The sequence below is a fragment of the Rhizobium terrae genome, assembly GCF_003425685.1.
Classification (GTDB): Bacteria; Pseudomonadota; Alphaproteobacteria; order Rhizobiales; family Rhizobiaceae; genus Neorhizobium; species Neorhizobium terrae.
In genome coordinates this window covers 246171-271691 of the sequence record NZ_QJKM01000007.1, presented here as the reverse complement: position 1 = coordinate 271691, position 25521 = coordinate 246171, and the positions used below count along the sequence as shown (strand labels likewise).

Genomic DNA, 25521 nt, shown 5'->3' with positions numbered 1-25521 from the left:
GAGACCCCAGCCCATGATCGCTCCAGCAGCTTCGACCTTCCGCAAGAGCCACCTTGCCCGTACCGCCGCGCTCCTCCTTCTTCTGGCATCGGTGGCCGGTTGCGCCAGCACCAAGCGCGACGTCGCGACGACCGGCTCCATCCCGAAGGTTTCGACGGCCTCCCTGCAGGGCATGAACGCGGTGGAACTTGCGAACGCCGAAAGATCGATCGGCGCAGCCTATGCCCGGGATCCCAAGAACCGGGACATCGGGCTGCAATATGCAAACGTGCTGGGCATGACCGGCAAGAACAGTCAGGCGCTCGCCGTCATGCAACAGGTGGCGATCGCCCACCCTGCCGACCGCGACGTGCTCGCCGCCTATGGCAAGGCGCAGGCCGCCGCAGGCCAGCTCGAACAGGCGCTCACGACGATCAGCCGGGCCCAGACGCCGGACCATCCGGACTGGCGGCTTTATTCGGCGGAAGGCGCCGTGCTCGACCAACTCGGCCGCTCGAACGAGGCCCGCCAGAAATACCGCATGGCGCTCGACGCGCAGCCCAACGAACCGAGCATCATGTCCAATCTCGGCATGTCCTACGTGCTTTCCGGCGACCTGAAGACCGCCGAGACCTACATGCGCAACGCCGCCGGCCAGCCGGGCGCCGACAGCCGGGTGCGCCAGAACCTCGCTCTCGTCGTCGGCCTGCAGGGGCGCTTTTCCGAAGCCGAAGACATCGCCCGCAAGGAACTGTCGCAGCAGCAGGCGGACGCGAACGTCACCTATCTTCGCTCCATGCTCTCCCAGCAGAACTCGTGGTCGAAGCTGGCCGACAAGGACGGCAAGGCGAAGCAGAGCACGAACTGATCGGGTCGGTGGATCGAAGCGGCGGGGCACGGGTCTCACCATCGCAGCCGGCAAAGCCGAGGCGCGGGAAGAGTCAGAAAGCTCAACTTTTGAGAATGGCGGACAGAGAGGGATTCGAACCCTCGATACGCTTTCACGTATACACGCGTTCCAGGCGTGCGCCTTCAACCACTCGGCCACCTGTCCTTGAAAAGGGCTGCGTTCGCAAAAAGGCGAAGCAGCGGTCGGGCGCGATATATACCGATGAATTCTCAGGGATCAACCGGAATCTGAACGATTTTTGACAGCGGCCCGCGAAACCTGCCGAACCGGCGTTGTCAAATCACGGAGCCAGGGTTATCTCCAGCGTCAGGCCACCGATCGACCGAGTACCGATCGGCGCAAAAGGCACGGATCGTCGGGATGAGAATCATCCAGTTCGTCTTTCATCTCGTCAGCGCGCTTGCCCTCGTGGCGGCAATCGGAACGGGCGTGCTGGATTCCATCCAGTCCGTTTCCGCCTCCTCCCTGATACTGACAAGCCTCGGAAACGCCTGGCTCAATCTCGATCCGGAGAGCCTGACGCTCGCCGAGATCTACGCGGAAACCTATATCAGCGCCGATATCTGGCGCCCCTTGGTGGCGCCGGTGCTGGCCCAACCGGCCTTCGCCATCTTCCTGGCGCTTTCCCTGCTCTTCTGGATGGCCGGGTATCGCAAGCCCGATTTCGCGGGCCGCTTCACCGCCTGACACCGGGTTGCGCGGCGATATTCCGAAGAGAAAAACCGCCGTGGCCACGCACACCGGACTACCCTACACTGCGATTGTATCCGAGGGGCATTTCCGCCGCCCGAGGCAGAGGATTGCCAGTGGCCCATGGCCGAAAAAGTCGGCTTCGCGCCGGTCGTTTGTGCAGTTTTTTCGCCTGTTTGGAGAAGTTTTGGGCAGGCTGACCGTTTTTTACCAACTGAAAAAAATCTCGTGAATTTTTCCGAAACCCATGCAAGAGTGACCGGAGCCAGACCCTCTCAAAAAGGGCAGGTGGCCGCAGACTGCCCGGGGAACGGGTCTTGCGGGAGGACCCAACAGCTAAAAACAGGGCTGAACAATGAAGAAAACCCTTTTGAGCCTCATTGCCACGGCCGCCATGTCGGCCACCGCGCTTGCCGCGGACGTCAAGCCGGCGCTGGTCTACGGCACCGGCGGCAAGTTCGACAAATCCTTCAACGAGGCCGCCTTTGCCGGGGCCGAAAGGTTCAAGAAGGAAACCGGAACCGATTACCGGGATTTCGAGCCCAAGGACGACACGCAGGGCGAACAGGCCATCCGCAACTTCGCGAGCCGCGGCTTCAACCCCGTGGTCGCCGTTTCCTTTGCCTGGACCTCGGCCATGGAAAAGGTCGCGAAGGAATATCCGGACACCAAGTTCGTGATCGTCGATTCCGTCGTCGACCTGAAGAACGTCCGCTCCGTGCTCTATAAGGAAGAAGAAGGTTCCTATCTCGTCGGTCTCCTCGCCGGCATGGCATCGAAGACCGGCAAGGTCGGCTTTATCGGCGGCATGGACATCCCCCTGATCCGCAAGTTCGGCTGTGGTTACGTCCAGGGCGTCAAGGCCGCCAAGGCCGATGCTCAAGTCTTCCAAAACATGACGGGCACCACGGGGGCAGCCTGGAACGACCCGGTTCGCGGCGGCGAACTCACCAAGAACCAGATCGACCAGGGCGCCGACGTCATCTACGCGGCAGCCGGCGCGACCGGTCTCGGCGTGCTGCAGACGGCAGCCGACAACAAGAAGCTGTCGATCGGCGTCGATTCCAACCAGAACCACCTGCATCCGGGTTCGGTCCTGACCTCGATGGTCAAGCGTGTCGATCTCGCCGTTTACAACGCCTATAACGACCTCAAGAACGACAAGTTCACCGCCGGCATCCAGTCGCTCGGCGTCAAGGAGGACGGCGTCGCGGCGGCCATCGACAACAACAACAAGTCGCTGATCACGCCGCAGATGCAAGCTGCCGTCGACAAGGCCAAGGCCGACATCATTGCCGGTACCGTCAAGGTGCACGACTACATGACGAACAATTCCTGCCCGAAGTGAGGCATTCGACAGAAGGGCGTATGGCGAGGGAAATCGCCATACGCCCTTTTTTCATATGACCCGGAAAGGCGGACCATTTGAGCCTCGACCTTCAGAGAGAGACTGAGCCTGCGATCGAGCTTGTCGGCATCGACAAGAAGTTCGGCGCGGTGCATGCCAACAAGAACATCAACCTGACCGTCGCCAAAGGCTCGATCCACGGGATCATCGGCGAAAACGGCGCCGGCAAATCGACCCTGATGTCGATCCTCTACGGCTTCTACCACGCCGACCAGGGCGAAATCCGGATTTCCGGCAAGCCGGTAACCATCCGCGACAGCCAGACCGCGATTTCCTCCGGCATCGGCATGGTCCACCAGCATTTCATGCTGGTCGAGAATTTCACCGTACTGGAAAACGTCATGCTCGGGGCGGAAGGCGGCCAGCTGTTGCGCAAGGGCGTGGCCAGCGCCCGCAGGGAGCTGAAGCGGCTGGAAGACGACTACGGTCTCGAGGTCGATCCGGACGCCGTGATCGAGGAACTGCCGGTCGGCAGCCAGCAGCGCGTCGAGATCCTGAAGGCGCTTTACCGCGGCGCGGAAATCCTGATCCTCGACGAGCCGACCGGCGTGCTGACGCCCGCCGAGGCCGATCATCTCTTCAAGGTCTTGCGCGTGCTGCGCGACCAGGGCAAAACGATTATCCTCATCACCCACAAGCTGCGCGAGATCATGGCGATCACCGACACGGTCTCGGTCATGCGCCGCGGCGAGATGGTGGCGACCCGCAAGACCGCCGAGACGACGGTGGAAGAACTGGCCGAACTGATGGTCGGCCGGCGGGTGCTGCTGCGCGTCGAGAAGGGCGAGGCCAATCCGGGCAAGGTGCTCCTGTCGGTGAAGAACCTCACTGTGAAGGACAGCCGCGGCGTGACCATGGTGGACGACGTGTCTTTCGACGTTCGCGCCGGCGAGATCGTCGGCATTGCGGGCGTCGCCGGCAACGGGCAGTCGGAATTGCTGGAAGCGATTGCCGGCATCCGCAAGCCGGCTTCCGGCGAGATCCTGATCGACGGCAAGTCGATCGCGGGTTCCGATCCCGCCGCGCTTCGCGAACTCGGCCTCGCGCATATCCCGGAAGACCGCCACCACATGGGCCTGGTGCTGAAATTCGAGGAATACGAGAATTCGATCCTCGGTTATCATCGGGATCAGCGTTACGGCCGCGGCGCGATGCTGAACCTCGAAGCGGTCCGGAAGGATGCGGAGGAGAAGATTGCCAAATACGACATCCGCCCGCCGAACCCGCGGTTGAGGACGGCAAATTTCTCGGGCGGCAACCAGCAGAAGATCGTCGTGGCGCGCGAGATCGAACGCGATCCGAATGTGCTGATCATCGGCCAGCCGACCCGCGGCGTCGATATCGGCGCGATCGAATTCATTCACAAACGCATCATCGAGATGCGCGATGCGGGCAAGGCCGTGCTGCTGGTTTCGGTCGAACTCGACGAGATCCGCTCGCTCTCCGACCGCATCCTGGTGATGTTCGCCGGCAAGGTAGTCGGCGAGAAATCCGGTGAAGCCGGAGAACAGACGCTGGGGCTGATGATGGCCGGGATCGCCGCATGAGCACCGCATCCGTTCCCCTTCCCGCCTGGATCAATTACGGCGTCATTCCAATCCTCAACCTCATCCTCGCCTTCTTTTTCTCCGGCCTTGTCGTCTGGCTGATCGGCGAGAATCCCTTCGAGGCTCTGCAGCTGCTGCTCATCGGCGCGCTCGGCCGCGGCGAAGGCATCGGCTTTACGCTGTTTTACACGACGAGCTTCATCTTCACCGGCCTGTCAGTGGCGGTGGCGATCCATGCCGGCCTGTTCAACATCGGGTCGGAAGGTCAGGCCTATCTCGGCGGCCTCGGCGCCGCGCTCGTCGCGCTGTCGCTCGACAGCTACGTACCCTGGTACGTCACCATGCCGTTCGCGGTGATCGGCGCGGCACTCTTCGGCGCGGCCTGTGCTGCCATCCCCGCCTGGCTGCAAGCCTATCGGGGCAGCCACATTGTCATCACCACGATCATGTTCAACTTCATCGTCTCTTCGCTGATGAACTACGTGCTCGTGCGCGTGCTGATCGTGCCCGGCAAGATGGCACCGGAAACCCGCACCTTTCTAGAGGGCGGACAATTGCCGAAGCTCGACTGGTTGATCGGCGTGTTCGGCGGCCGGCTGGGTGCGGCGCCGCTCAACTTCTCTTTCGTGATCGCGCTCGTCATGTGTTTCTTGGTCTGGGTGCTGATCTGGCGCACCAAGCTCGGCTATGAGATGCGCACGCTCGGCCACAGCCCGACGGCCGCGGCTTATGCCGGCATGCGTTATTCGAAGATCGTCATCATCACCATGCTGATCTCCGGTGGTCTCGCCGGCATGATGGCGCTGAACCCCGTGATGGGCGCATCGGCCCGCCTGCAGATCGAATTCGTCGGCGGCGCCGGCTTCGTCGGCATCGCTGTGTCGCTGATGGGCCGCAACCATCCGGCCGGCATCGTGCTCTCGGCATTGCTCTTCGGCATTCTCTACCAGGGCGGCGCGGAGCTTTCCTTCGACATGCCGGCGATTACCCGCGACATGATCGTCGTCATCCAGGGCATGGTCATCCTGTTTGCCGGCGCGCTGGAATACATGCTGCGCCCCGCCATCGTTCGGCTCTATCAGCAGGCCATGGGGAGATAGCGCTCATGGATTTCGACATCTTCATCAGCATTCTCGGCTCCGCGGTTCGCCTGTCCATTCCGCTGCTGTTCACCGCGCTTGCCGGCCTCTTCTCGGAACGAGCCGGCATTTTCGATATCGGTCTTGAAGGCAAGATGCTGGCCTCGGCCTTCGCCTCGGCCTGCGTCGCCTATGCGACGGGCAATGCCTGGGCCGGGCTTGGCGCGGGCATTGGCATAGCCATCGTCTTTTCGCTGGTGCACGGCTTTGCCTCGATCACCAATCGCGGCAACCAGATCGTCTCCGGCGTGGCCCTGAATTTCGTGGCGGCGGGCCTGACGATCGTGCTCGGCCAGGCCTGGTTCGGCCAGGGCGGCCGCACGGGACAGGTGCCGGCCTCCGGCAGGTTCTCCGGCATCACGCTGCCCGGTGCCGAGATGATGCGCGAGGTGCCGATCATCGGCCCCTTCTATGCGAATGTCATTTCCGGCAACAACATCCTCACCTATCTCGCCTTCCTGATGGTGCCGATCTCCTGGTGGGTGCTTTATCGCACCCGCTTCGGGCTGCGGCTGCGCGCCGTCGGCGAAAATCCGGGCGCGGTGGACACGGCCGGCATCTCGGTTACCTGGCTGCGGTACCGGGCGCTGATCGTCACCGGCTTCCTGGCGGGTTTCGCCGGCACCTATCTGTCTATCGCGCAATCCGCCGCCTTCATCAACAACATGTCGGCCGGCAAGGGGTATATCGCGCTCGCGGCGCTGATCTTCGCCAAATGGAAGCCCGTGCCGGTCATGCTCGCCTGCCTGCTGTTCGGTTTCCTGGACGCCTTCGCGAACTTCATGCAGGGCAAGGCCCTGCCGCTGATCGGCGAAGTGCCGGTGCAGATCTTCCAGGCGTTGCCCTATATCCTCACATGCGTGCTTCTGGCCGGCTTCATCGGTATCGCCCGTCCGCCGAAGGCCGGCGGCGTGCCCTATACGAAGGAACGTTGAGACATGTCCCACGCGCTTTTCGAAGCCGCCTGCGAGGCCATGAAAAAAGCCCACGCGCCCTATTCGAAATTCCCGGTGGGCGTGGCGCTCCGTGCCGATGACGGCAAGGTTTATCTCGGCGCCAATATCGAGAACATCTCCTTTCCGCAAGGCTGGTGCGCCGAACCGACGGCGATCAGTGCGATGATCATGGGTGGCGGAAAGAAGATCGTCGAACTCGCGGTGATCGCAGAAAAGCTGCCGCTCTGTACCCCTTGCGGCGGTTGCCGGCAGAAGATTTCGGAATTCGCCTCGGCCGACACGCGCATTTATCTCTGCGACGACGGCGGCGTGAAAAAGACCGTCACCATGGCGGAATTGCTGCCCTATGCATTCGAAACGGATGTGATCGGATGAAAGAGGTCATCGATCTTCTCGTCGACCGGCTGGACGGCCTCGTGCCGCGCCACGCGATCGTGCTCGGTTCCGGCCTCGGTTCGCTGGTCGATGACGTGCGGGATCAGATCCGCATCCCCTACACATCGCTGGACGGTTTTCCCGTCAGCGGCGTAACTGGCCATGCGGGCGAGCTGGTCGCCGGTTATCTCGGCGAAGAGCCGATCATCATGTTGTCCGGCCGGGCGCATTATTACGAGCATGGCGACGCCAAGGCGATGCGCATGCCGATCGAGGTGATGCGCGGCCTCGGCGTGCAGACGCTGATCCTCACCAACTCCGCCGGCTCGCTCCGGGAAGACATGCCGCCCGGTTCAGTGATGCAGATCACCGATCACATCAACTATTCCGGCATGAACCCGCTGATCGGGGAACGCGGCGACCGCCGCTTCGTCGGCATGACCAGCGCCTATGACACAGCCCTTGCGCTCGACATGCGCAATGCCGCGATCCGCGCCGGCATTCCACTCTTTTCCGGCGTCTACATGTGGTTTTCCGGCCCGAGCTTCGAAACACCGGCGGAGATCCGCATGGCGCGCATCCTGGGTGCCGACGCAGTCGGCATGTCGACCGTGCCGGAAGTCATCCTTGCCCGTTATTTCGGGCTGAAGGTCGCGGCGGCTTCCGTGATCACCAATTTCGGGGCGGGCATGACGGGCGGCGAGCTCAGCCATCAGGAAACCAAGGACATGGCGCCGATCGGCGGCCAGCGGCTTGCCGCAATCCTCAAGGAGATGCTGGCCTGAAAGAATCTTGGCGCCGTTACACGAAAGATTTCAGTCGGATATGCCGCGTGTGACGGTCTGCGCGCATAGCGCGGGTTGCATCTAATCGTTTGAACGATAAATATAGCCTTCCGATCAAGCCTGGGGAGGCAATCGACATGGAACTCCTGAGCCCACGCGAAGCGGCAGCTTTCGCGCTCTCGCTTCTGGACCTGACGAATCTTCGCGACGACTGCGACAATGCGGCGATCGAGAAACTGTGCCTGCGTGCCCAGACGCCCTATGGCCACACGGCCGCGATCTGCATCTGGCCGCGCTTCGTCGCCCATGCCCGGCAGATTCTCGGTGCAGACCATGCCGTGCGTATCGCCACGGTCGTAAATTTTCCCTCCGGGGATCTGCCCGTCGCGGCCGTCGTCGAGGAAACGAGGCAGGCGGTCGAAGACGGTGCGAACGAGATCGACATGGTCATCCCCTATCGCAAGCTTCTGACCGGCGACGAGGCATCGGTGACCGAGATGGTCGAAGCCGTGCGCGCCGCCTGCCGGGGCGCCTGCCTCAAGGTGATCCTCGAAACCGGCGAGCTGAAAGACAGCGCGGTGATCCGCAGGGCATCGGAACTGGCGATTGCCGCCGGTGCCGATTTCATCAAGACCTCGACCGGCAAGGTTGCGGTCAATGCGACGCTCGAAGCCGCCGATATCATGCTGCAGGCGATCCGCGATTCGAAGAAGCGTGTCGGCTTCAAGCCGGCCGGCGGTATCGGAACCGTCTCGGATGCCGATCTTTATCTCAGGCTCGCGGAGACGATCATGGGGCCGAACTGGATCATGCCGTCCACCTTCCGCTTCGGGGCTTCCGGTCTGCTGGACGATATTCTCGGCGTCCTGGGCGGCAGCATGGTGGCGCGCGCTTCGGGCGGCTATTGACCTGATGATCCCGCAGGAGATCATCCGCCGCAAGCGCGACGGACAGGCGCTCGCCCCTGAGGAAATCGCCGCCTTCATCGGCGCGCTTACCAGAGAGGAGATCACCGAGGGACAGGCGGCCGCCTTTGCCATGGCCGTCTTCTTTCGGGGCATGTCCCGCGATGAGACGGTCGCGCTGACCCTTGCCATGCGCGATTCCGGGACAGTCCTGAAATGGGACAAGCTTGAGCGGCCGGTGGCGGACAAGCATTCGACCGGCGGCGTGGGCGACAACGTCTCGCTGATGCTGGCACCGATCGTCGCGGCTTGCGGGCTTGCGGTTCCGATGATTTCCGGCCGCGGCCTCGGCCATACCGGCGGCACGCTCGACAAGCTGCAGTCCATTCCAGGATACGACGTGTTCCCGAACGAGACACTGTTTAGCAAGGTGGTCGGGGAGGTCGGCTGTGCCATTATCGGGCAGACGGGCGATCTGGCACCGGCGGACCGTCGTCTCTATGCGATACGCGATGTGACCGCGACGGTGGAATCCGTGCCGTTGATCACCGCATCGATCCTTTCGAAGAAGCTGGCCGCCGGGTTGGGCAGTCTGGTTCTCGACGTCAAGGTCGGCAACGGAGCCTTCATGGCAAACCTCGATGAGGCCGAAACGCTGGCCCGCTCGCTGGTCGAAGTGGCAAATGGCGCCGGCCTCAGGACCGCGGCACTGCTGACCGACATGAACGAGCCTCTGGCCGATGCGGCCGGCAATGCGCTGGAAATCATCAACTGTCTCGATTTTCTCGCCGGACTGAAAGCCGGCACGCGGCTGGAAACCGTGGTTCTCGCGGAAGCTGCCGAAATGCTCGTCCAGGCGGGCGTCGCGGGCAGTCTTCCCGAGGCCGGGGAGAAGGCGCAGCTGGCGCTTACCTCCGGCGAGGCGATGGAGCATTTCGCACGCATGGTGCATGCGCTGGGCGGGCCAGCGGATTTCTGCGAGAAGCCGGATGCCTACCTGCAGCAGGCGCCGGTGCGGTTGCGGGTGCCCTCGCCCCGCGGCGGTTATCTTGCGGCCTGCGACGCCCGTTCGGTCGGCCTTGCCGTCGTGGAACTCGGCGGCGGACGCAAACGGGCGGCGGACACGATCGACCATCGGGTCGGTATCGGTGGATTGCTGCCGCTCGGCACCAGAGTGGAAGAAGGCGAGCCGATCGCCATTGTCCATGCGGCCGACCGCGAAGGCGCGGAGCGCGTGGCGGCGGAAATCGAACGTGCCTACACGATCGCGGAGGCGCCGCCTTCACCGGCGCCGGTCATCCTCAGGCGGATCGGCTGATCAATGGGTCAACCTGAGCCTGCCGCCTTCCACCTGAAAGGATTTCAGCTTCTTCAGGAAACTCATGCCCACCAGCGTGCCGGACAGTGCCTTGTCACGCAGCACGAAGGCATCGACATCCTTCACCCGCACGCCGCCTATCTCGATGCGGTCGAGTTCGACATGCGCGGCTTCCGTCCCGCCATTGGCGGTGTTGACGGTATAGCGAAAATCCAGGCTGTTGGCGCCAAAGCCGAGCTTGCGCGCCGTGCTTTCGTTGATCGCCACCAGCGAGGCGCCGGTATCGACCAGGCCGTCCACGGATTTGCCGTTGATGCGGAACGTCGCCTGGAAATGGCCGCGGCCGTCCGCTTCGAGCACGACGGTGCCCGGTGCGGCGGAGGCGGGCTCGGGCTTTGTGGCCTCGTCTGCCTTCACGGGCGCTTCGGGCGGATGATCCACGCGCTGTATCATCGCCGGGATCTGCGTGGCGAGCAATGCCGCGATGGCTGCGAAAATGATAGTGCGCAGGAGCATGACGTCCTCTCGGCATGAACCGGGTTGCCCTCTGCTTAGCCCGAAATTCGTAAGAAAACGGCCTGCAGACGTCTCTGCAGGCCGGCCTATTCGCAATTGCGGTTAAGAAACTTCTAGAAAACTTATTTCGTGCCGTACATGCGGTCGCCCGCATCGCCGAGACCCGGCACGATATAGCCCTTTTCGTTCAGATGGCTATCAATCGAGGCGGTATAGATCCTCACGTCCGGATGGGCACCCTGGAAGTTCCTGATGCCTTCGGGTGCGGCAAGCAGGCAGAGGAAGCGGATATTGTGGGCGCCGCGCTCCTTCAGCTTGTCGACGGCCGCGATGGACGAATTGCCCGTCGCCAGCATCGGGTCGACGACGATGATCAGGCGTTCGGCGATATCGTCCGGCGCCTTGAAGTAATATTCCACCGGCTGCAGGGTCTCGTGGTCGCGATAGACGCCGATATGCGAGACGCGGGCGGACGGCACAAGTTCGAGCATGCCTTCAAGCAGCCCGTTGCCGGCGCGCAGGATCGAGGCAAAAACCAGCTTCTTGCCCTCGACGATCGGCGCCTGCATTTCGGTAAGCGGCGTCTCGATCGTTTCCATGGTGAGTTCGAGATCGCGGGTCACTTCGTAGCAGAGCAACATCGAGATTTCGCGGAGCAGACGCCGGAAACCCGCCGTCGAGGTTTCCTTCTTGCGCATGATGGTCAGCTTGTGCTGCACCAGCGGGTGATCGATGACAGTGACGCCGTCCATGAGCTTCCCCTTGATTGTTTGGCTGCCTTCTCTCTTGCCGCGAAAAAGGCATGGTCCGCAAGCCGTCAGGCAGGCTTTGCCCGGTTCATTCGCCGATCTTGCGCTTCGATCTCACGCGTCAAGCCTCGCAAGCAGTTTCGCCCGCGTGTCCTCGTCTACGAAGGCGGCCTCCAGCGCCGTGCGGGTCATCGCATTGATCTCCGCGTCCGCCATATTCATGTCCTGTGAGGCGATCTCGTATTCGCGCGCCAGCGAGGTGTGGAAGAAGGGCGGGTCGTCGGAATTGATGCAGACGCGCACGCCGGCGGCCTTCAGCCGCCTCAGCGGGTGGCTGTCGAAATCGGGAAAGACCTTGAGCGCGATGTTCGAGCCGGGGCAGACTTCGAGCACTGTGCCGAGTTCGACGAGCCGTTCCACGAGCGCCATATCCTCGATTGCCCGCACGCCGTGGCCTATCCGCGACGGTTTGACGAGGTCGAGCGCGTCGGCAACGCTGAAGGCGCCGCAGACCTCGCCGGCGTGAACGGTGAGGCCGAGGCCGGCATCACGGGCGATATCGAAGGCACGGACATAGTCGGCGACGCGGCCCATCCGTTCCTCGCCGGCCATGTTGAAACCGGTCACCAGCGGATTTTTGGCCCGCGCGGCATATTCGGCGGCGGAAACCACACGATCAGGGCCGAAATGACGTTCGCCGGTGACGATGATGCGCGCCTCGATACCGGTCTTTTCCCGCGCGGCATGGATGCCGTCGCAGACGCCGGCAATGTAGGCGTCAGCGCCGAGACCTATCCGGTCGCCGTGATCGGGCGAAACGATGATCTCGCTGTAGATCGTATCGACGGCGGCGAGTTCCAGGAGATAGGTTTCGGTCAGCAACGCATAATCTTCCGCCGTCCTGAACAGTGCCGCAACCGCATCGTAGCAGACCAGGAATTCCGCAAAATCGGACCAGACATAGGCGCCGTCCCGCAGGATGTGGCGGATGTCGACATTATATTTTTCGGCCTGCGCCTCGGTGAGCGACGGCGGTGCGGCACCTTCGAGATGGCAGTGGATTTCCGCCTTCAGAAGATGCGCCGTGTTCGAAAATCCGGTCAAAGGAAACTCCACCCATGCTGGCCGGGGGCAATGGAAAGATGCGCGGCGATGGTTTCGGCAATATCGGCATAGGTCGGCCGAATGCCGATCGAGCGGGAGCGGATTCCCGGCCCGAACGCCATGATCGGCACACGTTCGCGGGTATGGTCCGTACCGCGCCACGTGGGATCGCAGCCGTGGTCGGCCGTGAGGATGACGAGATCGCCGGGCTGCAGCCGCCGATGGATGTCCGGCAGCATGAGATCGAAAGCCTCGAGTGCTGCGGCATAACCCGGCACGTCGCGGCGATGGCCGTAAAGCTGGTCGAAATCGACGAAATTCGTGAAAACCAAATCACCGACCGCCGCCTCGTCCATGGCAGCGAGCGTCGCATCCATCAAGGCTGCGTTACCATTTGCCTTGATGACGCGGGAGACGCCCTGATGGGCGAAGATGTCGCCGATCTTACCGACCGCATGCACCGACCGGCCGCCCCGGATCAACCGATCGAGAAGCGTCGGCTCCGGCGGCAGTACCGAAAAGTCGCGGCGGTTACCGGTGCGCACGAAAGTCTCGGCGGTTTCGCCCACGAAAGGACGGGCGATGACTCGGCCGATATTCAGCGGATCGAGCAGGCTGCGCACGACCTGACAGAGGGTGATGAGCCGGTCGAGGCCGAAATGGGTTTCGTGCGCGGCAATCTGGAAAACCGAGTCGCTCGACGTGTAGCAGATCGGCTTCCCGCTGCGGATATGTTCTTCTCCAAACCGGGCGATGATCTCCGTTCCCGATGCATGGCAATTGCCGAGGATGCCCGGAATATCGCCTTCCCGGCAGATCGCTTCGACGAGTTCAGGCGGGAAAGCCTCGCCTTCGCCCGGAAAATAGCCCCAATCGAACATGACCGGCGTACCGGCGATCTCCCAATGGCCGGACGGCGTATCCTTGCCCCGCGAGACCTCGTTCGCCGCCCCGTGAAGGCCGAAGATCCGCTCGGGCATCGGCATTCCGGCCGGATAATCGCCGGTGGCAAGCCTGGCGATTTCGAGGAGGCCGAGAGACGACATGTTCGGCAGATGCAATGGGCCTTCCCTCAAGCCGGCGCGGTCTCCGATGCCGGCCGCGCAGAACTCCGCGATATGGCCGAGGGTATTGGAACCGAGATCGCCATATTCGTCGGCATCGGCGGCGCCGCCAACGCCGAAGGAATCGAGAACGAACAGAAAGGCACGTGCCATCGGTCACCCGGTAATTCAAACGGATTCAGCCGGCGTCCGTCGCCGGCAGGGAATCGCGATTCATATAGTCGCGGGCGCGACTTGGCAAAGGGATTGGCAGTCTGCGGTCAGGTGGCGCAGTTGGTGCAGGGGATGCTGGTTCCCATGCGCTGGCGGTAGAAGTACTCGCGGCCCATGTGGATCTCCTTGATTCCGCTCGGCATTGCACCCGTCATGAACATCAGCAGTTCATGCGTGATCGAAACCTCCGAACGGATCAGGAAAGAGTTGGCGACACGCATACCGCCCGGAACATTGACCGGCGAGCCGACCGCATAGGGCGCACCGCCCTTGTTGGACCAGGACCATGCGACCGTCGGATTGCCGGTGGCATCCAGCACGACGCCGGTGATCCTGATGTTCGGGTCATCCACCTTGTATGGGGCGAACATGCCGTCGGCCACATTTTTCATGGTCGCAAGCGTTGCCTGGGAAACGGTCGTCTCCCGCGTCACCAGGTCGGCGATGGTGCTTGTGGCACGCGTCAGCCGCGTGGATACGCTGAGGCCGATCGTGATCTCGAAGGAGGTGATGTAGAGGCTGATAAGAATGGGCGCGATGAGCGCGAATTCCACCGCCCCGACGCCCCGCCGGTCCGCGACGAGCCGCCTCAGCTGTGCCAGGAAACCCCGCGACGACGTCTTCGATTGCGGATTGTGGTCTTCCATCACGGAAAGTCCTCGTTTCGGAATGCGGCTGTCTCGACGATCAGGAAGTAACTGGAATCGTCACCGCCGGCCGGCTTGATATTGGCGATGAGGGGCCGCAGCAGGTCGGTAATGATGCTCCAGCGATAATAGGCACGGAGCATGTTGATGGTGTTCTGCGCGCCCGGCGTAAAGGCGAAGGAGGCCGTGTCCAGATCCGACGACGAGTTGAGTTTGATATCGAGGGGAATGTCCGAGAAATTCGGGAAGCTGCGCACGTCCAGGAGAAGCTTGCCCGGAGTTGCGATCTCCTGCTCGCTGCACTGGATAATGATCGAGACCTCGTCGCAGAAGGCGCGGCGGAACTGGGTCTGGTTCATATCGGTGGGGCGGCCGAGATTGTAGGTAATGTTGCCCGTCCGCAACTGGCGCGCCATCGTATCGACGGCATTCGACACAAGCTGCTCGCCGGTGAAGGCGATGAACGTTTCGAGGATCGCGAAGACGATCAGGAAATACGGTATCGCCAGGATGGTGAATTCGATCGCCGCGGCGCCATCCTCCGAACGAAGGATGCGTTTCCACGCGCCTCTGCGCTTCACAGGCGCAGGCGCACCGTTTGGGATGTCATCATGATCCTGGCACATGGTTTCCGTCCGATAGCCCGTTTGAGCATGCGGATCGTACGGCCGGACTATTGAGATTCCGTTGCGAGGATGAGCTGGAGTTTAACGATCTGTTCCCTATCAGGGCGAACCGGCATTCTTGAAGTCCGCATGCTGCTCGCAATTGGGCGTGCAGGACAGAATGGAGCGCTCCGTCTGACGGAAGACCCGGACGGTATTGCCTTCATCGATGGACACGAGAATGCGTTCGTCGGCGATGGCATTGCCCTCGGCATCCAGGAGGACGAGATTGGTGGTGCCGAAGCTGCGGCCTGTGAGCACGATGGTCGTGGCATCCGCAACGGTGGCATCGGCGACATTCGCATTGCCGACGATGACCTTGCTGACCGGCCGGTCGAGCTTCAGCACGCGCGCGTGATTCATGAACACCCGCAGGAGATCGCTGTCCTCGTCCTGCGCGGACGCCTGCCCGGCAACGGCGAACGCGATGCCGCACAGGGCGGCAAGTCGGACCATTACGCTACGGAACGGCATCAGGGACAGCCTTCGATTTCGCTTTGTTATTCTTCAAGAATGGATGGGATTGGTGAATGAAGGATTAACCGGCACACAGATGTGCCCTTGGGCTCTTGTTAACTTATTCCAGTCTGCAGGCATATTCATGGATACAGACGATTCCAATTTCCCGAGACATGCGCTAAGCTATTGGCAAAGAGGGAATATTAGGCACTAACAATCAAGTGCGGTCCGTGGAGAAAATGCCACCTTTTTTCTTCCGGCTTCGTTTACCACGCGACCGGCAATCCTCCATTAACCGATCCATAAGGATGTTTATTAAGCCGATGGCAATCGTCCCTCTGTAAATTGCCCCCATCCGAACAACGGAAACAGTTGTCGGGAAGTGCTGAACAACAATTGTGGAGTTAGGAGAGTTCCATGTCCAAGATTTTCGCTCGTTTTCTGAAGGATGAGTCTGGTGCGACCGCCATCGAGTATGGTCTGATCGCTGCACTCATCTCCGTTGCTCTTATCGCTGGCGCCGGCACGCTGGGTACCAGCCTGAACACCACGTTCACCAACCTCTCTACCGAGCTTAACAACAACCAGCCGTAAGCTTAGGTATTGGGTGCGAACGCGATTGTGAGCCGCTCTATCGGAGCGGCTTTCTGCGTTTATGGTCTCTGAGCCAGACGGAGCCAAATACAGCTCTCTCAAGTCAAACAGGTGTAACGGAGCGACGATGTTTTCGGAAACCGCCAGCTTCTTGATAGTCTTGGTTCTGCCGCTCTGCTTGGCATTTGCCGCAGTCAGCGATCTTCTGACGATGACGATCCCGAACCGGATATCAATCACCCTTATCACGTCCTTCCTGGTTCTCGCGCCGCTTTCGGGCGCCGCATTGCCCGAGATCGGCATGAGCCTCATTGCCGGCCTTGCCGTCTTCGGGGTCTGCTTCGCGCTCTTTGCCTTGAACGTCATGGGCGGCGGAGACGCCAAGCTCCTGACGGCGGCTGCCGTCTGGTACGGCTTCAACACTTCGCTCTTGGCTTTTCTGGTGACGGTCGGTTTCGTCGGTGGTGCCGTCACCCTCGTATTTCTGCTGCTGCGGTCGCAGGCCAATTCGGCGCTGGCGATCGGCATCCGCCTGCCGCCGTCTCTCGTCAGCGCCAAGAAGATCCCCTATGGGATCGCAATCGCCATTGCCGGCTTCATGACTTTCGGACAGGCGCCGATCTACATGCTGGCGATGAGCGCCTTTCGATGACGGTTTGACGATCGAAAGATCGCGTTAACCAGAATTGTAAGCTTCTCATTAACCATAATTACACCATTGGAGGACATTCTTCGGGGAAGTTAGAATTCCCTCAAGGAATGGCCATGAAGCCCACCCGTATCATAATTCTCGCGGTTGCCGTGGCGGCAGCGGGCCTTGCCGGCCTGCTGGCCATGCGGCTTTCCGGGGCAAAAGCCCCCGAGATGGTACAGACCGTGGTCCAGAAGGAGCCGACGGTCAGGGTTCTCGTGTCCGCCGAAAACCTGCCGGTCGGCAGCCGTCTCAACGACAAGGCGATGCAGTGGGTGGTCTGGCCGAAGAGCGGCATCGCGGAAGGCTTCATTACGGACGCCAGCAGGCCGGATGCCATCAAGGAGCTGCAGGGCACCGTTGTGCGCATGCCGATGTTCAAGGGCGAACCCGTCCGCGCCGAAAAGATCGCGGATTCGTCGAGCAGGATCATGGCCTCGCTGCTTCCTTCCGGCAAACGCGCCGTATCGACCGAGATTTCGGTGGCCACAGGCGCCGGCGGTTTCGTGCTGCCGAACGACCGCGTCGACATCATCATGGTGCGCGAAAACAAGGATGGCGGCGGCTACATCACCGAGAACATTCTGAGCAATATCCGTGTGCTCGCCATCGACCAGCAGATCCACGAAAGCGAGGACGGCAAGAAAGCGGTCGTCGGAACGACTGCGACGCTGGAATTGACCCCCGACCAGGCCAAGGTCATCGCGGTCGCCCAACAGATGGCGGAGCGTCTGACGCTGGCATTGCGGTCGGTGGCGGATTCGCAGGAGGCCGATACGGCGGCGGCGGACTATCTGCTGCGCGGCGGTGACGGCAAGGCAGATATCCAGGTCATCAAATCGGGCACGGTCGTTAAAAATACGCCTGCGCAGGCGAAGTAACGGAGCGGTCACGTGAGCAACCTGAAATCCAAGATTCGTAGCTCCGCAGCGGCGGGTATGGCTTTCTGCCTCGCCTTTTCCGGAGTTCCGGTCAGCTTCGCCCCGGCCGTCCTTGCCCCGGCGCAGGCGCTCGCTGCGGAAAACAGCGTCGTGCGCATCACCGAAGGCGGTCCTGGCGTTCGCAAACGGCTGGCGCTCGGCCTCAACAAGGCGCTGGTGGTGGATCTGCCGTCGGATGCCCACGACATCCTCGTCGCCGACCCGGCCATGGCCGATGCGGTAACGCGAACCTCGCGGCGCATATACCTCTTCGGCAAAACCGTCGGCCAGACGAATATCTTCGTCTTCGGGCCGCGAGGCGAGGAAATCGTCAGCCTGGACGTGCAGATCGAACGCGACATTTCGGGCCTCGAACAGAATCTCCGGCGATTCCTGCCGGAATCGAACATCAAGGTGGAGATCATTTCGGACAATATCGTGCTGTCGGGCACAGTCAGAACTCCACAGGACTCTGCCCAGGCAGAGAAACTCGCCAATGCCTTCCTGAAAGGCGGCGAGGCAACGACCCGCAACATCACCGCGCAAGGCAACAACGGCGATGCGGATATCTTCGCCGAAGACCGGCAGACCTCGCAGATCGTCAATCTTCTCACCATCGAGGGAGAGGATCAGGTCACGCTCAAGGTCACGGTTGCCGAAGTCAGCCGGCAGGTGCTGAAACAGCTCGGCTTCAACGGTTCGGTATCCGGACCCGACGGGTCGATTTCCTTCTCCAATCCCGCCAACCTCGGCAATGCGGTCAATACGTTCGGCATGGGCACGCTTGCCGGAACGATCGGCAATGTCGGCCTGGCAACCTACATGAACGCCATGGAACAGGCGGGGGTCATGCGCACGCTCGCCGAACCGAGCCTGACGGCGATCTCCGGCGAACAGGCGAAATTCTACGTGGGGGGCGAATACCGCCTGCCCGCCGAACAGGAAGTCAATTTCGATCCCGACACCGGCCAACCGACTGTGACCCGCACCATCAGCTCGGTCGACTACGGGATCGAGCTGAACTTCAAGCCCATCGTGCTTTCGCCCGGCCGCATCAGCCTCAAGATCGAGACGAACGTTTCGGAACCGACCTATGAGGGCTCGGCCAATACCGGCAACGGCAGCTCGCTGCGGATTTCTGGCAACACCTATATGTCGATCCGCAAACGCGAAGCCTCGACCTCCGTCGAGCTACCCTCCGGCGGCTCTATCGTGATTGCCGGCCTCGTGCAGGACAATGTGCGGCAAGCCATGTCCGGCCTTCCGGGCATTTCCAAGGTTCCGGTTTTCGGTACGCTTTTCCGCAGCAAGGACTTCGTCCGCAACGAGACCGAACTCGTCATCATCGCGACGCCCTATCTCGTCCGGCCCGTGCCGCGCAGCGCGATCGCGCGGCCGGACGACAATTTCAATCCGGAGAACGACGCCGCGACCTTCTTCCTCAATCGCGTCAACAAGATCTACGGCCGCAGGGAGCCCGTCGCCTCGGGCCGGTATCACGGCGCGGTCGGATTCATCTACAAGTGAGCGGTCATGACCATTGAAACTCGAACACTCTCCGCCGAAGGACAGGACGTCATGACCAAGGGCGCAACCAGGTTCGGCCGCCATCGGACAATCGCCGTTGCTGCCGCACTCGCGGCATCGGCGGTCCTCCTGTCGTCCTGCGGCAACAGCCAGCTCACCACCGGCTCGATCCCCGACGACTATCGGACCCGCCATCCTATCGTGCTGGCGGAAGGCGAATATACGCTCGACATTCCCGTGGCTTCCGGCGACGTGCGCTTGACCACCGGCATGAAGGACACGGTGAAGGGGTTCGCCCAGACTTTCACGGCCTCGCCGGCCGGTGTCATCCAAATCCAGGTGCCGCACGGATCCTATAACGGCGGCGCCGCCCGCAACCTGGCGGGTGACATCCGCCGCACGCTGACGGAAGCGGGTATCAGGCCTCAAAGAATCCTGATGAGCAGCTATGCGGCTTCGCCGAACGGCGACGCGGCCCCGATACGCCTCGCCTACGTCACGACCAAGGCGATGACGGGCGCCTGCGGGGAATGGCCGGCCGACCTTTCCAACGACACGTTCGGCAACAGGAACTGGTACAATTTCGGCTGCGCCAGCCAGAACAACCTTGCCGCTCAGGTCGCCAATCCCACGGACCTCATCGCTCCGCGCGCCATGACGCCGATCGATGCGACGCAACGCGCCCGAATCATCGGCAATTACCGCACGGGCGGCACCACCAGCACAACGACGCCCTGACTCGAGACCCGGAGAAAACGATGAGCGCGATCAATTACGAAATCCGCACTTCGGGCGAAGACGAGCGGTTCGCGGACAATACCGAGCGCGCAGACGATTTCGACGCGCTGCGTCCGCTTCCGCGCATCTCGATCCACGCCTTCTGCGAAAGCGACGGCATGCAGCGGATGATGGACCGCATGGCGCGCGACCGCCGCATGGCGAAGGTGAACCTCAGGGTAACGATCGGCAGCACCAGTGCCGCCGCCAACATGTTTTCCTCCTCCCCGACGCCGAACCTGATCATTCTGGAGACAGAGGCCGAGCCTAAAAACCTGCTCGATGAACTGAGCCCGCTTGCCGAAGTCTGCGATCCGTCGACGCGTGTCATCATCGTCGGCCGATACAACGACATCGCGCTCTATCGGGAGCTCATCCGCAACGGCATTTCCGAATACCTGGTCGGACCGGTGCAGATGCCGGACATGCTGGCATCGATCGCCGCGATCTTCGTCGATCCGGAAGCCGAGCCGCTCGGCAAGTCGATCGCCTTCATCGGCGCCAAGGGCGGCGTGGGCTCGTCGACCATCGCCCACAACTGCGCCTTCGGCATATCGAGCCTGTTTTCGACCGAAACCATCCTTGCCGATCTCGACCTGCCGTTCGGCACCGCCAATATCGACTTCGACCAGGACCCGGCCCAGGGGATCGCCGAAGCGGTTTTCGCACCCGAGCGCCTCGATGAGGTCTTCCTCGACCGCCTGCTGACCAAGTGCTCCGAGCATTTGTCCCTGCTCGCGGCTCCTTCGCTGCTCGATCGCGCCTATGATTTCGACCGCGGCGCCTTCACGCCGATCATCGAACTCCTCGCACGCAGCGCTCCCGTCGCGGTCCTCGACATACCGCATGGCTGGACGGAGTGGACCCGCGCAGTGCTTTCCGAAGTCGACGAGGTGGTGATCTGCGCTGCCCCCGATCTTGCCAACCTGCGCAACACCAAGAACATGATCGACGCCCTGAGGAAGCTTCGGCCGAACGATCGCGCGCCGCATCTCGTCCTCAACCAGGTCGGGATGCCGAAACGACCGGAGATCGCACCAGCGGATTTCATCGAACCGCTGGAGATCGAGCCGATCGCCATCCTGCCCTTCGACGTGCAATTGTTCGGCAATGCAGCCAACAGCGGCCGCATGATTTCCGAGCTCGATGCAAAGTCCGCGGCAGCAGAAACCTTCTCGCAGATCGCCCACATCGTCACGGGCCGGATCGCGGTCAAGAAGGCCAAAAAAGGCGGGCTCGGCAAGATGCTCGGAATGTTGTCCCGCAAGAAAGCATAATACCAGGAAATCGCCATGTTCGGAAAACGCGGAAACGACGGTTTTGGAAAGAGCGGCAGCATCGCGCCGCCGCCGGTTGCCGCACCGGCGCCGGCCGCGCCCGTCATGACCAGGCCCGCGGCTCCCGAGGTTCTTGCCGAGCCTGCAAGGGATCCGCATGTCTCGCGCCAGCAGGTCTCTTCCCCTCCGCTCGCGCCGCAGGCTGCGGCCCGCAAGCGGCCGGCGCGCACCGAACTCTATTACGACACCAAGAGCCAGGTCTTTTCGGCGCTGATCGATACGATCGATCTTTCCCAGCTCGCCAAGCTCGATGCGGAAAGCGCGCGCGAGGAAATCCGCGATATCGTTAACGATATCATCACCATCAAGAATTTCGCGATGTCGATCTCAGAGCAGGAGGAACTGCTCGAGGACATCTGCAACGACGTCCTGGGCTACGGCCCGCTGGAGCCGCTTCTGGCGCGCGACGACATCGCCGACATCATGGTCAATGGTTCGGGACAGACCTTCATCGAAGTCGGCGGCAAGACGATCGAATCCGAGATCCGCTTCCGCGATAACGCGCAGCTCCTGTCGATCTGCCAGCGCATCGTCAGCCAGGTCGGCCGCCGTGTCGACGAATCTTCGCCGATCTGCGACGCGCGCCTGCCGGACGGTTCGCGCGTCAACGTCATCGCGCCGCCGCTTGCCATCGACGGACCGGCGCTCACCATCCGCAAGTTCAAGAAGGACAAGTTGAACCTCGACCAGCTGGTGAAGTTCGGCGCGATCACGCCGGAGGGCGCCGTCCTGCTGCAGATCATCGGCCGCGTCCGCTGCAACGTCGTCATTTCCGGCGGCACCGGCTCGGGCAAGACGACGCTTCTGAACTGCCTGACGCGATACATCGACGGACACGAGCGCGTCATCACCTGCGAGGACACAGCCGAACTGCAGCTGCAGCAACCGCATGTCGTGCGGCTCGAAACGCGCCCGCCGAACATCGAGGGCGAAGGCGAGATCACCATGCGCGATCTCGTCAAGAACTGCCTGCGCATGCGCCCCGAACGCATCATCGTCGGCGAAGTGCGCGGACCGGAAGTCTTCGACCTGCTGCAGGCGATGAATACCGGCCACGACGGCTCGATGGGCACCATCCACGCCAATACGCCGCGTGAATGCCTCAGCCGTATGGAATCGATGATCGCCATGGGCGGCTACTCGCTGCCCGCCAAGACAGTGCGCGAGATCATCACCGGCTCGATCGACGTCATCGTCCAGGCTGCCCGACTGCGCGACGGCTCGCGCCGCATCACCCAGATCACCGAGGTGATCGGCATGGAAGGCGATGTGATCGTCACCCAGGACCTGATGCGCTACGAAATCGACGGCGAGGACGCAAGCGGCCGACTGATCGGCCGGCATGTGGGGACAGGCATCGTCAAACCGCATTTCTGGGATCGCGCCCGCTACTACAACGAGGACAACCGCCTGGCCGCCGCCCTCGATGCAATGGACAAAACGAAGGACTGAGGAGAACGTTTCCATGTTGGGGCTGGATATCACCGTCGTGGCGATCATCGCCCTCGTGGCAATCGCCGCCGGTGCGGTCTGCTACGGGTTCCTGTATTCCCGATTGGAAGTGGAAAAGAAGGTCGATACCCGACTCAGCCGGGTCAAGGCGGCGGAAACCGACCTCGGCAAGGTCAAGGCCGCGCGCGACCGGGTGCAGGAGCTTTCGAAACGCCGCAAGTCCGTGCAGGATTCACTCAAGGAACTCGAAAAGAAGCAGGAAGAAAAAAACAAGCGGATGGGTGACGGCAGCATGAAGGCCAAGCTCGGCCAGACCGGTCTGCAATTGTCGGTCGGCCGCTTCTACATGCTGAGCGTCGCTTTCGGGGTTTTCGTATTCCTAGTCACCTTCGTGGCGGGACTGCCGCTGCTGGCGGCTGCCGGAGCGGGCTTCGTTGCCGCCCTGGGCCTGCCGCGCTGGGTGGTGGGTTTCCTGGTCAAGCGTCGCCAGAAGAAATTCCTGGAGGAGTTCCCCAACGCCCTCGACGTCATGGTGCGGTCAATCAAGTCCGGCCTGCCGCTCAACGACGCCCTGCGCCTGATCGCCTCGGACGGGCAGGAGCCGGTGAAGACCGAATTCCGCAGGGTGGTGGAATCCCAACAGGTGGGCCTCAGCATTCCGGAGGCCTGCACCCGCATGATGATGACCATGCCTCTGCCGGAAGTGAACTTCTTCAGCATCGTCATCACGATTCAAAGCCAGGCTGGCGGCAACCTGTCGGAAGCGATCGGGAATCTTTCAAAAGTGCTGCGCGACCGCAAGAAGATGAAGGCAAAGGTCAGCGCGCTGTCGATGGAGGCGAAGGCGTCGGCCGCCATCATCGGAGCTCTGCCTTTCGTTGTGGCGCTCCTCGTCTATCTCACCTCGCCCCAGTACATCTCGATTCTTTTCACCGACCCGCGCGGCCACCTGATCCTGCTGTGTTCCGGCGTCTGGATGTCGATCGGCATCTTCGTCATGCGCAACATGATCAATTTCGATATCTGAGGAGGCTGCCGTGAAGGATCTCGCCACATTGATGACCGATCCGGCGACGCTGCTGGCTCTCCTGGTGGCGATAGCGGTTTTTGCGACCCTCTACACGATCGCCAGCCCTTTTCTGGAAAGAGGCAATCTGGACAAGCGGATGAAGGCGGTTTCGACCGAACGCGAGCAGATCCGCGCCCGCGAGCGGGCCCGCATGAATGCCGAACAATCGAAGACCTCGCTGCGCGCCCAGAACAACCAGTCGGTCCGGCAGATCGTCGAGCGATTCAACCTGCGCAAGGCGCTCGTCGACGACAATACGGTCAACAAGCTGCGTGCCGCGGGCCTCAGATCGCAAAACGCCCTCAACATGTTCCTGCTGGCGCGTTTCCTGCTGCCCTTCGTTTTCCTGGCTGCGGCCGTCGTGTGGATCTTCGTGCTCGGAAATCTCGCCACGCGGCCGTTTCCGATCCGCATGCTGGCGGCGATCGTTGCCGCCTATGTCGGTTTTTACGCGCCGAATATCTACGTTTCCAATCTCGTGAGCAAACGTCAGCTCTCGATCAAGCGGGCCTGGCCGGACGCACTCGACCTGATGCTGATTTGTGTCGAATCCGGCATTTCCATGGAAGCGGCGATGCGTCGCGTCGCGGAGGAAATGGCGCAGCAATCGCCGCCGCTCGCCGAGGAAATGGTGCTGACGATGGCCGAACTGTCCTTCCTGCAGGACCGCCGCACTGCGCTTGAAAACCTCGGCAACCGCACGCAGCTCGATATCGTCAAGGCGGTTACCCAAGCGCTCATCCAGGCGGAACGTTACGGCACGCCGATCTCCCAGGCATTGCGCGTGCTGGCTCAGGAAAGCCGCGACGAGCGCATGAACGAGGCCGAGAAGAAAGCGGCCGCCCTGCCGCCGAAGCTCACCGTGCCGATGATCCTGTTCTTCCTGCCGGTGCTGATCGCCGTCATTCTCGGCCCGGCCGGCATCCAGGTCGCCGACAAGTTCTGATCCCGTCTGTCATGCCCCTTCCGGCGGGTGAACCTCAGCTGAATTCCGTCTTCAGGCGGGATTCAGGCCTGGCCGTCCACCATCAGCTCGATCAAGCGCATCCGCTCCGCATAACCTGCGAGGCCAGTGCGAAGAGAACCTGGAGGATATGACCATGCTGGCACGTTTCTGCATCAATCTCGCCCTGATCTGCGGCATCATCACCATCGCTGCCCGGCTCATCATCTGACGCAGCGGGCGCGGCATCACGCCGATATCCCTCGTGTGAAGCGCAGCTTCCCCCTCGCCTTGCCGCAAAAAACCTATTGCGGCATATCCAGGCTCACCTCTTGCCATCTGTGCGTCGAAAGGTCGAAAGCCATGACGATCTCGAACGGTGCACGGTCGATACCCTTGGCGGTTTCGATATCCGCATAGCCCTGCATGGACACCCGGCAGCCGGCCGCCCATCGGAACTCCCGCCAGACGATGTCGACGACACCCGGCCGGCTCTCGACGATCTCCCGGGATTTCTCCAGCGCGAGATTGCCGGGACAGATGTCGTCATCGACCCGTTCACCCTTGGCCATGAGAAGCGCGAGACCGGCGAGCGGTCCGACAAAGACCAGGGCTTTTACGATATTCGGTCCCATCGGGATGCCATTCTCCAAGAAGTCGAACCGGCGATGTCGGCTGACATCAAAAAGTTAGGCGCATCGGATAGTCCAGACTGCGAAGAGCAGGATATCATTCTTGCTCTCGCGGCAAAATGCATTAAGAAAGGGCTCCCCGAGAAAGAG

General features: G+C 61.9%; 27 protein-coding genes and 1 tRNA gene. 19 read left to right on the top strand and 9 right to left on the bottom strand.

Annotated elements, in window-relative coordinates:
* Positions 1-13 precede the first annotated feature (13 nt).
* Entirely contained in the window at positions 14-847 is an 834-nt protein-coding gene (locus DMO26_RS15270) for a tetratricopeptide repeat protein (protein ID WP_117193116.1), read from the top strand.
* 96 nt (positions 848-943) lie between these two features.
* Here DMO26_RS15270 and DMO26_RS15265 read toward each other — a convergent pair.
* Positions 944-1033, bottom strand: a tRNA-Ser gene (locus tag DMO26_RS15265).
* Between the two features lie 216 nt (positions 1034-1249).
* Between DMO26_RS15265 and DMO26_RS15260 the strand changes: the two genes are divergently transcribed.
* The 9 genes from DMO26_RS15260 (at position 1250) to deoA (ending at position 10012) form a co-directional block, all read left to right on the top strand.
* The gene (locus tag DMO26_RS15260) at positions 1250-1576 is read left to right on the top strand and encodes a hypothetical protein (protein ID WP_117193001.1); all 327 of its coding nucleotides are present in this window, start codon (positions 1250-1252) and stop codon (positions 1574-1576) included.
* 358 nt (positions 1577-1934) lie between these two features.
* Positions 1935-2927, top strand: coding sequence for a BMP family lipoprotein (locus tag DMO26_RS15255; protein WP_117193000.1), 993 nt, complete (start codon positions 1935-1937; stop codon positions 2925-2927).
* A gap of 77 nt (positions 2928-3004) precedes the next feature.
* Complete coding sequence (locus DMO26_RS15250) at positions 3005-4534, top strand: ABC transporter ATP-binding protein (protein ID WP_117192999.1); 1530 nt, start codon at positions 3005-3007, stop codon at positions 4532-4534.
* Complete coding sequence (locus DMO26_RS15245) at positions 4531-5634, top strand: ABC transporter permease (protein ID WP_117192998.1); 1104 nt, start codon at positions 4531-4533, stop codon at positions 5632-5634. The genes DMO26_RS15250 and DMO26_RS15245 overlap by 4 nt, the downstream gene beginning before the upstream one ends.
* A 5-nt stretch (positions 5635-5639) precedes the next feature.
* Positions 5640-6608, top strand: a complete 969-nt coding sequence (locus DMO26_RS15240; RefSeq protein ID WP_117192997.1) for an ABC transporter permease — start codon at positions 5640-5642, stop codon at positions 6606-6608.
* A gap of 3 nt (positions 6609-6611) precedes the next feature.
* Positions 6612-7004, top strand: a complete 393-nt coding sequence (locus DMO26_RS15235) for a cytidine deaminase (RefSeq protein WP_117192996.1) — start codon at positions 6612-6614, stop codon at positions 7002-7004.
* Positions 7001-7789, top strand: coding sequence for a purine-nucleoside phosphorylase (locus DMO26_RS15230; RefSeq protein WP_117192995.1), 789 nt, complete (start codon positions 7001-7003; stop codon positions 7787-7789). Before DMO26_RS15235 ends, DMO26_RS15230 begins: the two co-directional genes overlap by 4 nt.
* Before the next feature lie 137 nt (positions 7790-7926).
* Entirely contained in the window at positions 7927-8697 is a 771-nt protein-coding gene (gene deoC, locus DMO26_RS15225) for a deoxyribose-phosphate aldolase (protein ID WP_117192994.1), read from the top strand.
* Between the two features lie 4 nt (positions 8698-8701).
* Positions 8702-10012 (top strand): thymidine phosphorylase, encoded by a 1311-nt coding sequence (deoA, locus tag DMO26_RS15220; RefSeq protein ID WP_117192993.1) that lies wholly within the window; start codon positions 8702-8704, stop codon positions 10010-10012.
* Here the strand turns inward: deoA and DMO26_RS15215 are convergent, their stop codons facing one another.
* The 7 genes from DMO26_RS15215 to DMO26_RS15185 form a co-directional block, all read right to left on the bottom strand.
* Entirely contained in the window at positions 10013-10528 is a 516-nt protein-coding gene (locus DMO26_RS15215) for a TIGR02281 family clan AA aspartic protease (protein ID WP_117192992.1), read from the bottom strand.
* 122 nt (positions 10529-10650) lie between these two features.
* Entirely contained in the window at positions 10651-11280 is a 630-nt protein-coding gene (upp, locus tag DMO26_RS15210; protein ID WP_117192991.1) for a uracil phosphoribosyltransferase, read from the bottom strand.
* A gap of 111 nt (positions 11281-11391) precedes the next feature.
* Complete coding sequence (locus DMO26_RS15205; RefSeq protein WP_117192990.1) at positions 11392-12381, bottom strand: adenosine deaminase; 990 nt, start codon at positions 12379-12381, stop codon at positions 11392-11394.
* Positions 12378-13598, bottom strand: coding sequence for a phosphopentomutase (locus DMO26_RS15200; RefSeq protein ID WP_117192989.1), 1221 nt, complete (start codon positions 13596-13598; stop codon positions 12378-12380). The genes DMO26_RS15205 and DMO26_RS15200 overlap by 4 nt, the downstream gene beginning before the upstream one ends.
* A gap of 107 nt (positions 13599-13705) precedes the next feature.
* On the bottom strand, positions 13706-14305 hold the full coding sequence (locus DMO26_RS15195) for a TadE/TadG family type IV pilus assembly protein (protein WP_117192988.1): 600 nt from the start codon (positions 14303-14305) through the stop codon (positions 13706-13708).
* Positions 14305-14931: a TadE/TadG family type IV pilus assembly protein gene (locus DMO26_RS15190; RefSeq protein ID WP_117192987.1), complete on the bottom strand. Its 627-nt coding sequence runs from the start codon at positions 14929-14931 to the stop codon at positions 14305-14307. The genes DMO26_RS15195 and DMO26_RS15190 overlap by 1 nt, the downstream gene beginning before the upstream one ends.
* 99 nt (positions 14932-15030) lie before the next feature.
* A complete protein-coding gene (locus tag DMO26_RS15185; RefSeq protein WP_404947056.1) occupies positions 15031-15453 on the bottom strand; it encodes a pilus assembly protein N-terminal domain-containing protein in 423 nt (140 codons plus the stop codon).
* Positions 15454-15846: 393 nt separating this feature from the next.
* On the opposite strand from DMO26_RS15185, the gene DMO26_RS15180 reads away from it, so the two are divergent.
* From DMO26_RS15180 to DMO26_RS15140, 9 genes are all read left to right on the top strand, one after another.
* A complete protein-coding gene (locus tag DMO26_RS15180) occupies positions 15847-16023 on the top strand; it encodes a Flp family type IVb pilin (RefSeq protein WP_117192985.1) in 177 nt (58 codons plus the stop codon).
* Positions 16024-16150: 127 nt separating this feature from the next.
* Positions 16151-16675 carry an A24 family peptidase gene (locus tag DMO26_RS15175; protein ID WP_117192984.1) on the top strand — a complete coding sequence of 175 codons (525 nt, stop codon included), beginning with the start codon at positions 16151-16153 and terminating at the stop codon, positions 16673-16675.
* Positions 16676-16788: 113 nt separating this feature from the next.
* Positions 16789-17595 (top strand): Flp pilus assembly protein CpaB, encoded by an 807-nt coding sequence (cpaB, locus tag DMO26_RS15170; protein WP_117193115.1) that lies wholly within the window; start codon positions 16789-16791, stop codon positions 17593-17595.
* 57 nt (positions 17596-17652) lie between these two features.
* Complete coding sequence (locus tag DMO26_RS15165; RefSeq protein WP_117192983.1) at positions 17653-19161, top strand: type II and III secretion system protein family protein; 1509 nt, start codon at positions 17653-17655, stop codon at positions 19159-19161.
* Positions 19162-19167: 6 nt separating this feature from the next.
* Positions 19168-19899: a CpaD family pilus assembly protein gene (locus DMO26_RS15160; RefSeq protein ID WP_117192982.1), complete on the top strand. Its 732-nt coding sequence runs from the start codon at positions 19168-19170 to the stop codon at positions 19897-19899.
* A 20-nt stretch (positions 19900-19919) separates the two neighbouring features.
* Positions 19920-21215, top strand: coding sequence for an AAA family ATPase (locus DMO26_RS15155; protein ID WP_117192981.1), 1296 nt, complete (start codon positions 19920-19922; stop codon positions 21213-21215).
* Positions 21216-21230: 15 nt separating this feature from the next.
* A complete protein-coding gene (locus DMO26_RS15150) occupies positions 21231-22727 on the top strand; it encodes a CpaF family protein (protein WP_117192980.1) in 1497 nt (498 codons plus the stop codon).
* Positions 22728-22740: 13 nt separating this feature from the next.
* Positions 22741-23754 (top strand): type II secretion system F family protein, encoded by a 1014-nt coding sequence (locus tag DMO26_RS15145; RefSeq protein ID WP_117192979.1) that lies wholly within the window; start codon positions 22741-22743, stop codon positions 23752-23754.
* Between the two features lie 31 nt (positions 23755-23785).
* On the top strand, positions 23786-24742 hold the full coding sequence (locus DMO26_RS15140; protein WP_117193114.1) for a type II secretion system F family protein: 957 nt from the start codon (positions 23786-23788) through the stop codon (positions 24740-24742).
* A 302-nt stretch (positions 24743-25044) separates the two neighbouring features.
* Here DMO26_RS15140 and DMO26_RS15135 read toward each other — a convergent pair whose 3' ends face one another.
* Positions 25045-25374 (bottom strand): hypothetical protein, encoded by a 330-nt coding sequence (locus DMO26_RS15135; RefSeq protein ID WP_117192978.1) that lies wholly within the window; start codon positions 25372-25374, stop codon positions 25045-25047.
* Positions 25375-25521: the final 147 nt, after the last annotated feature.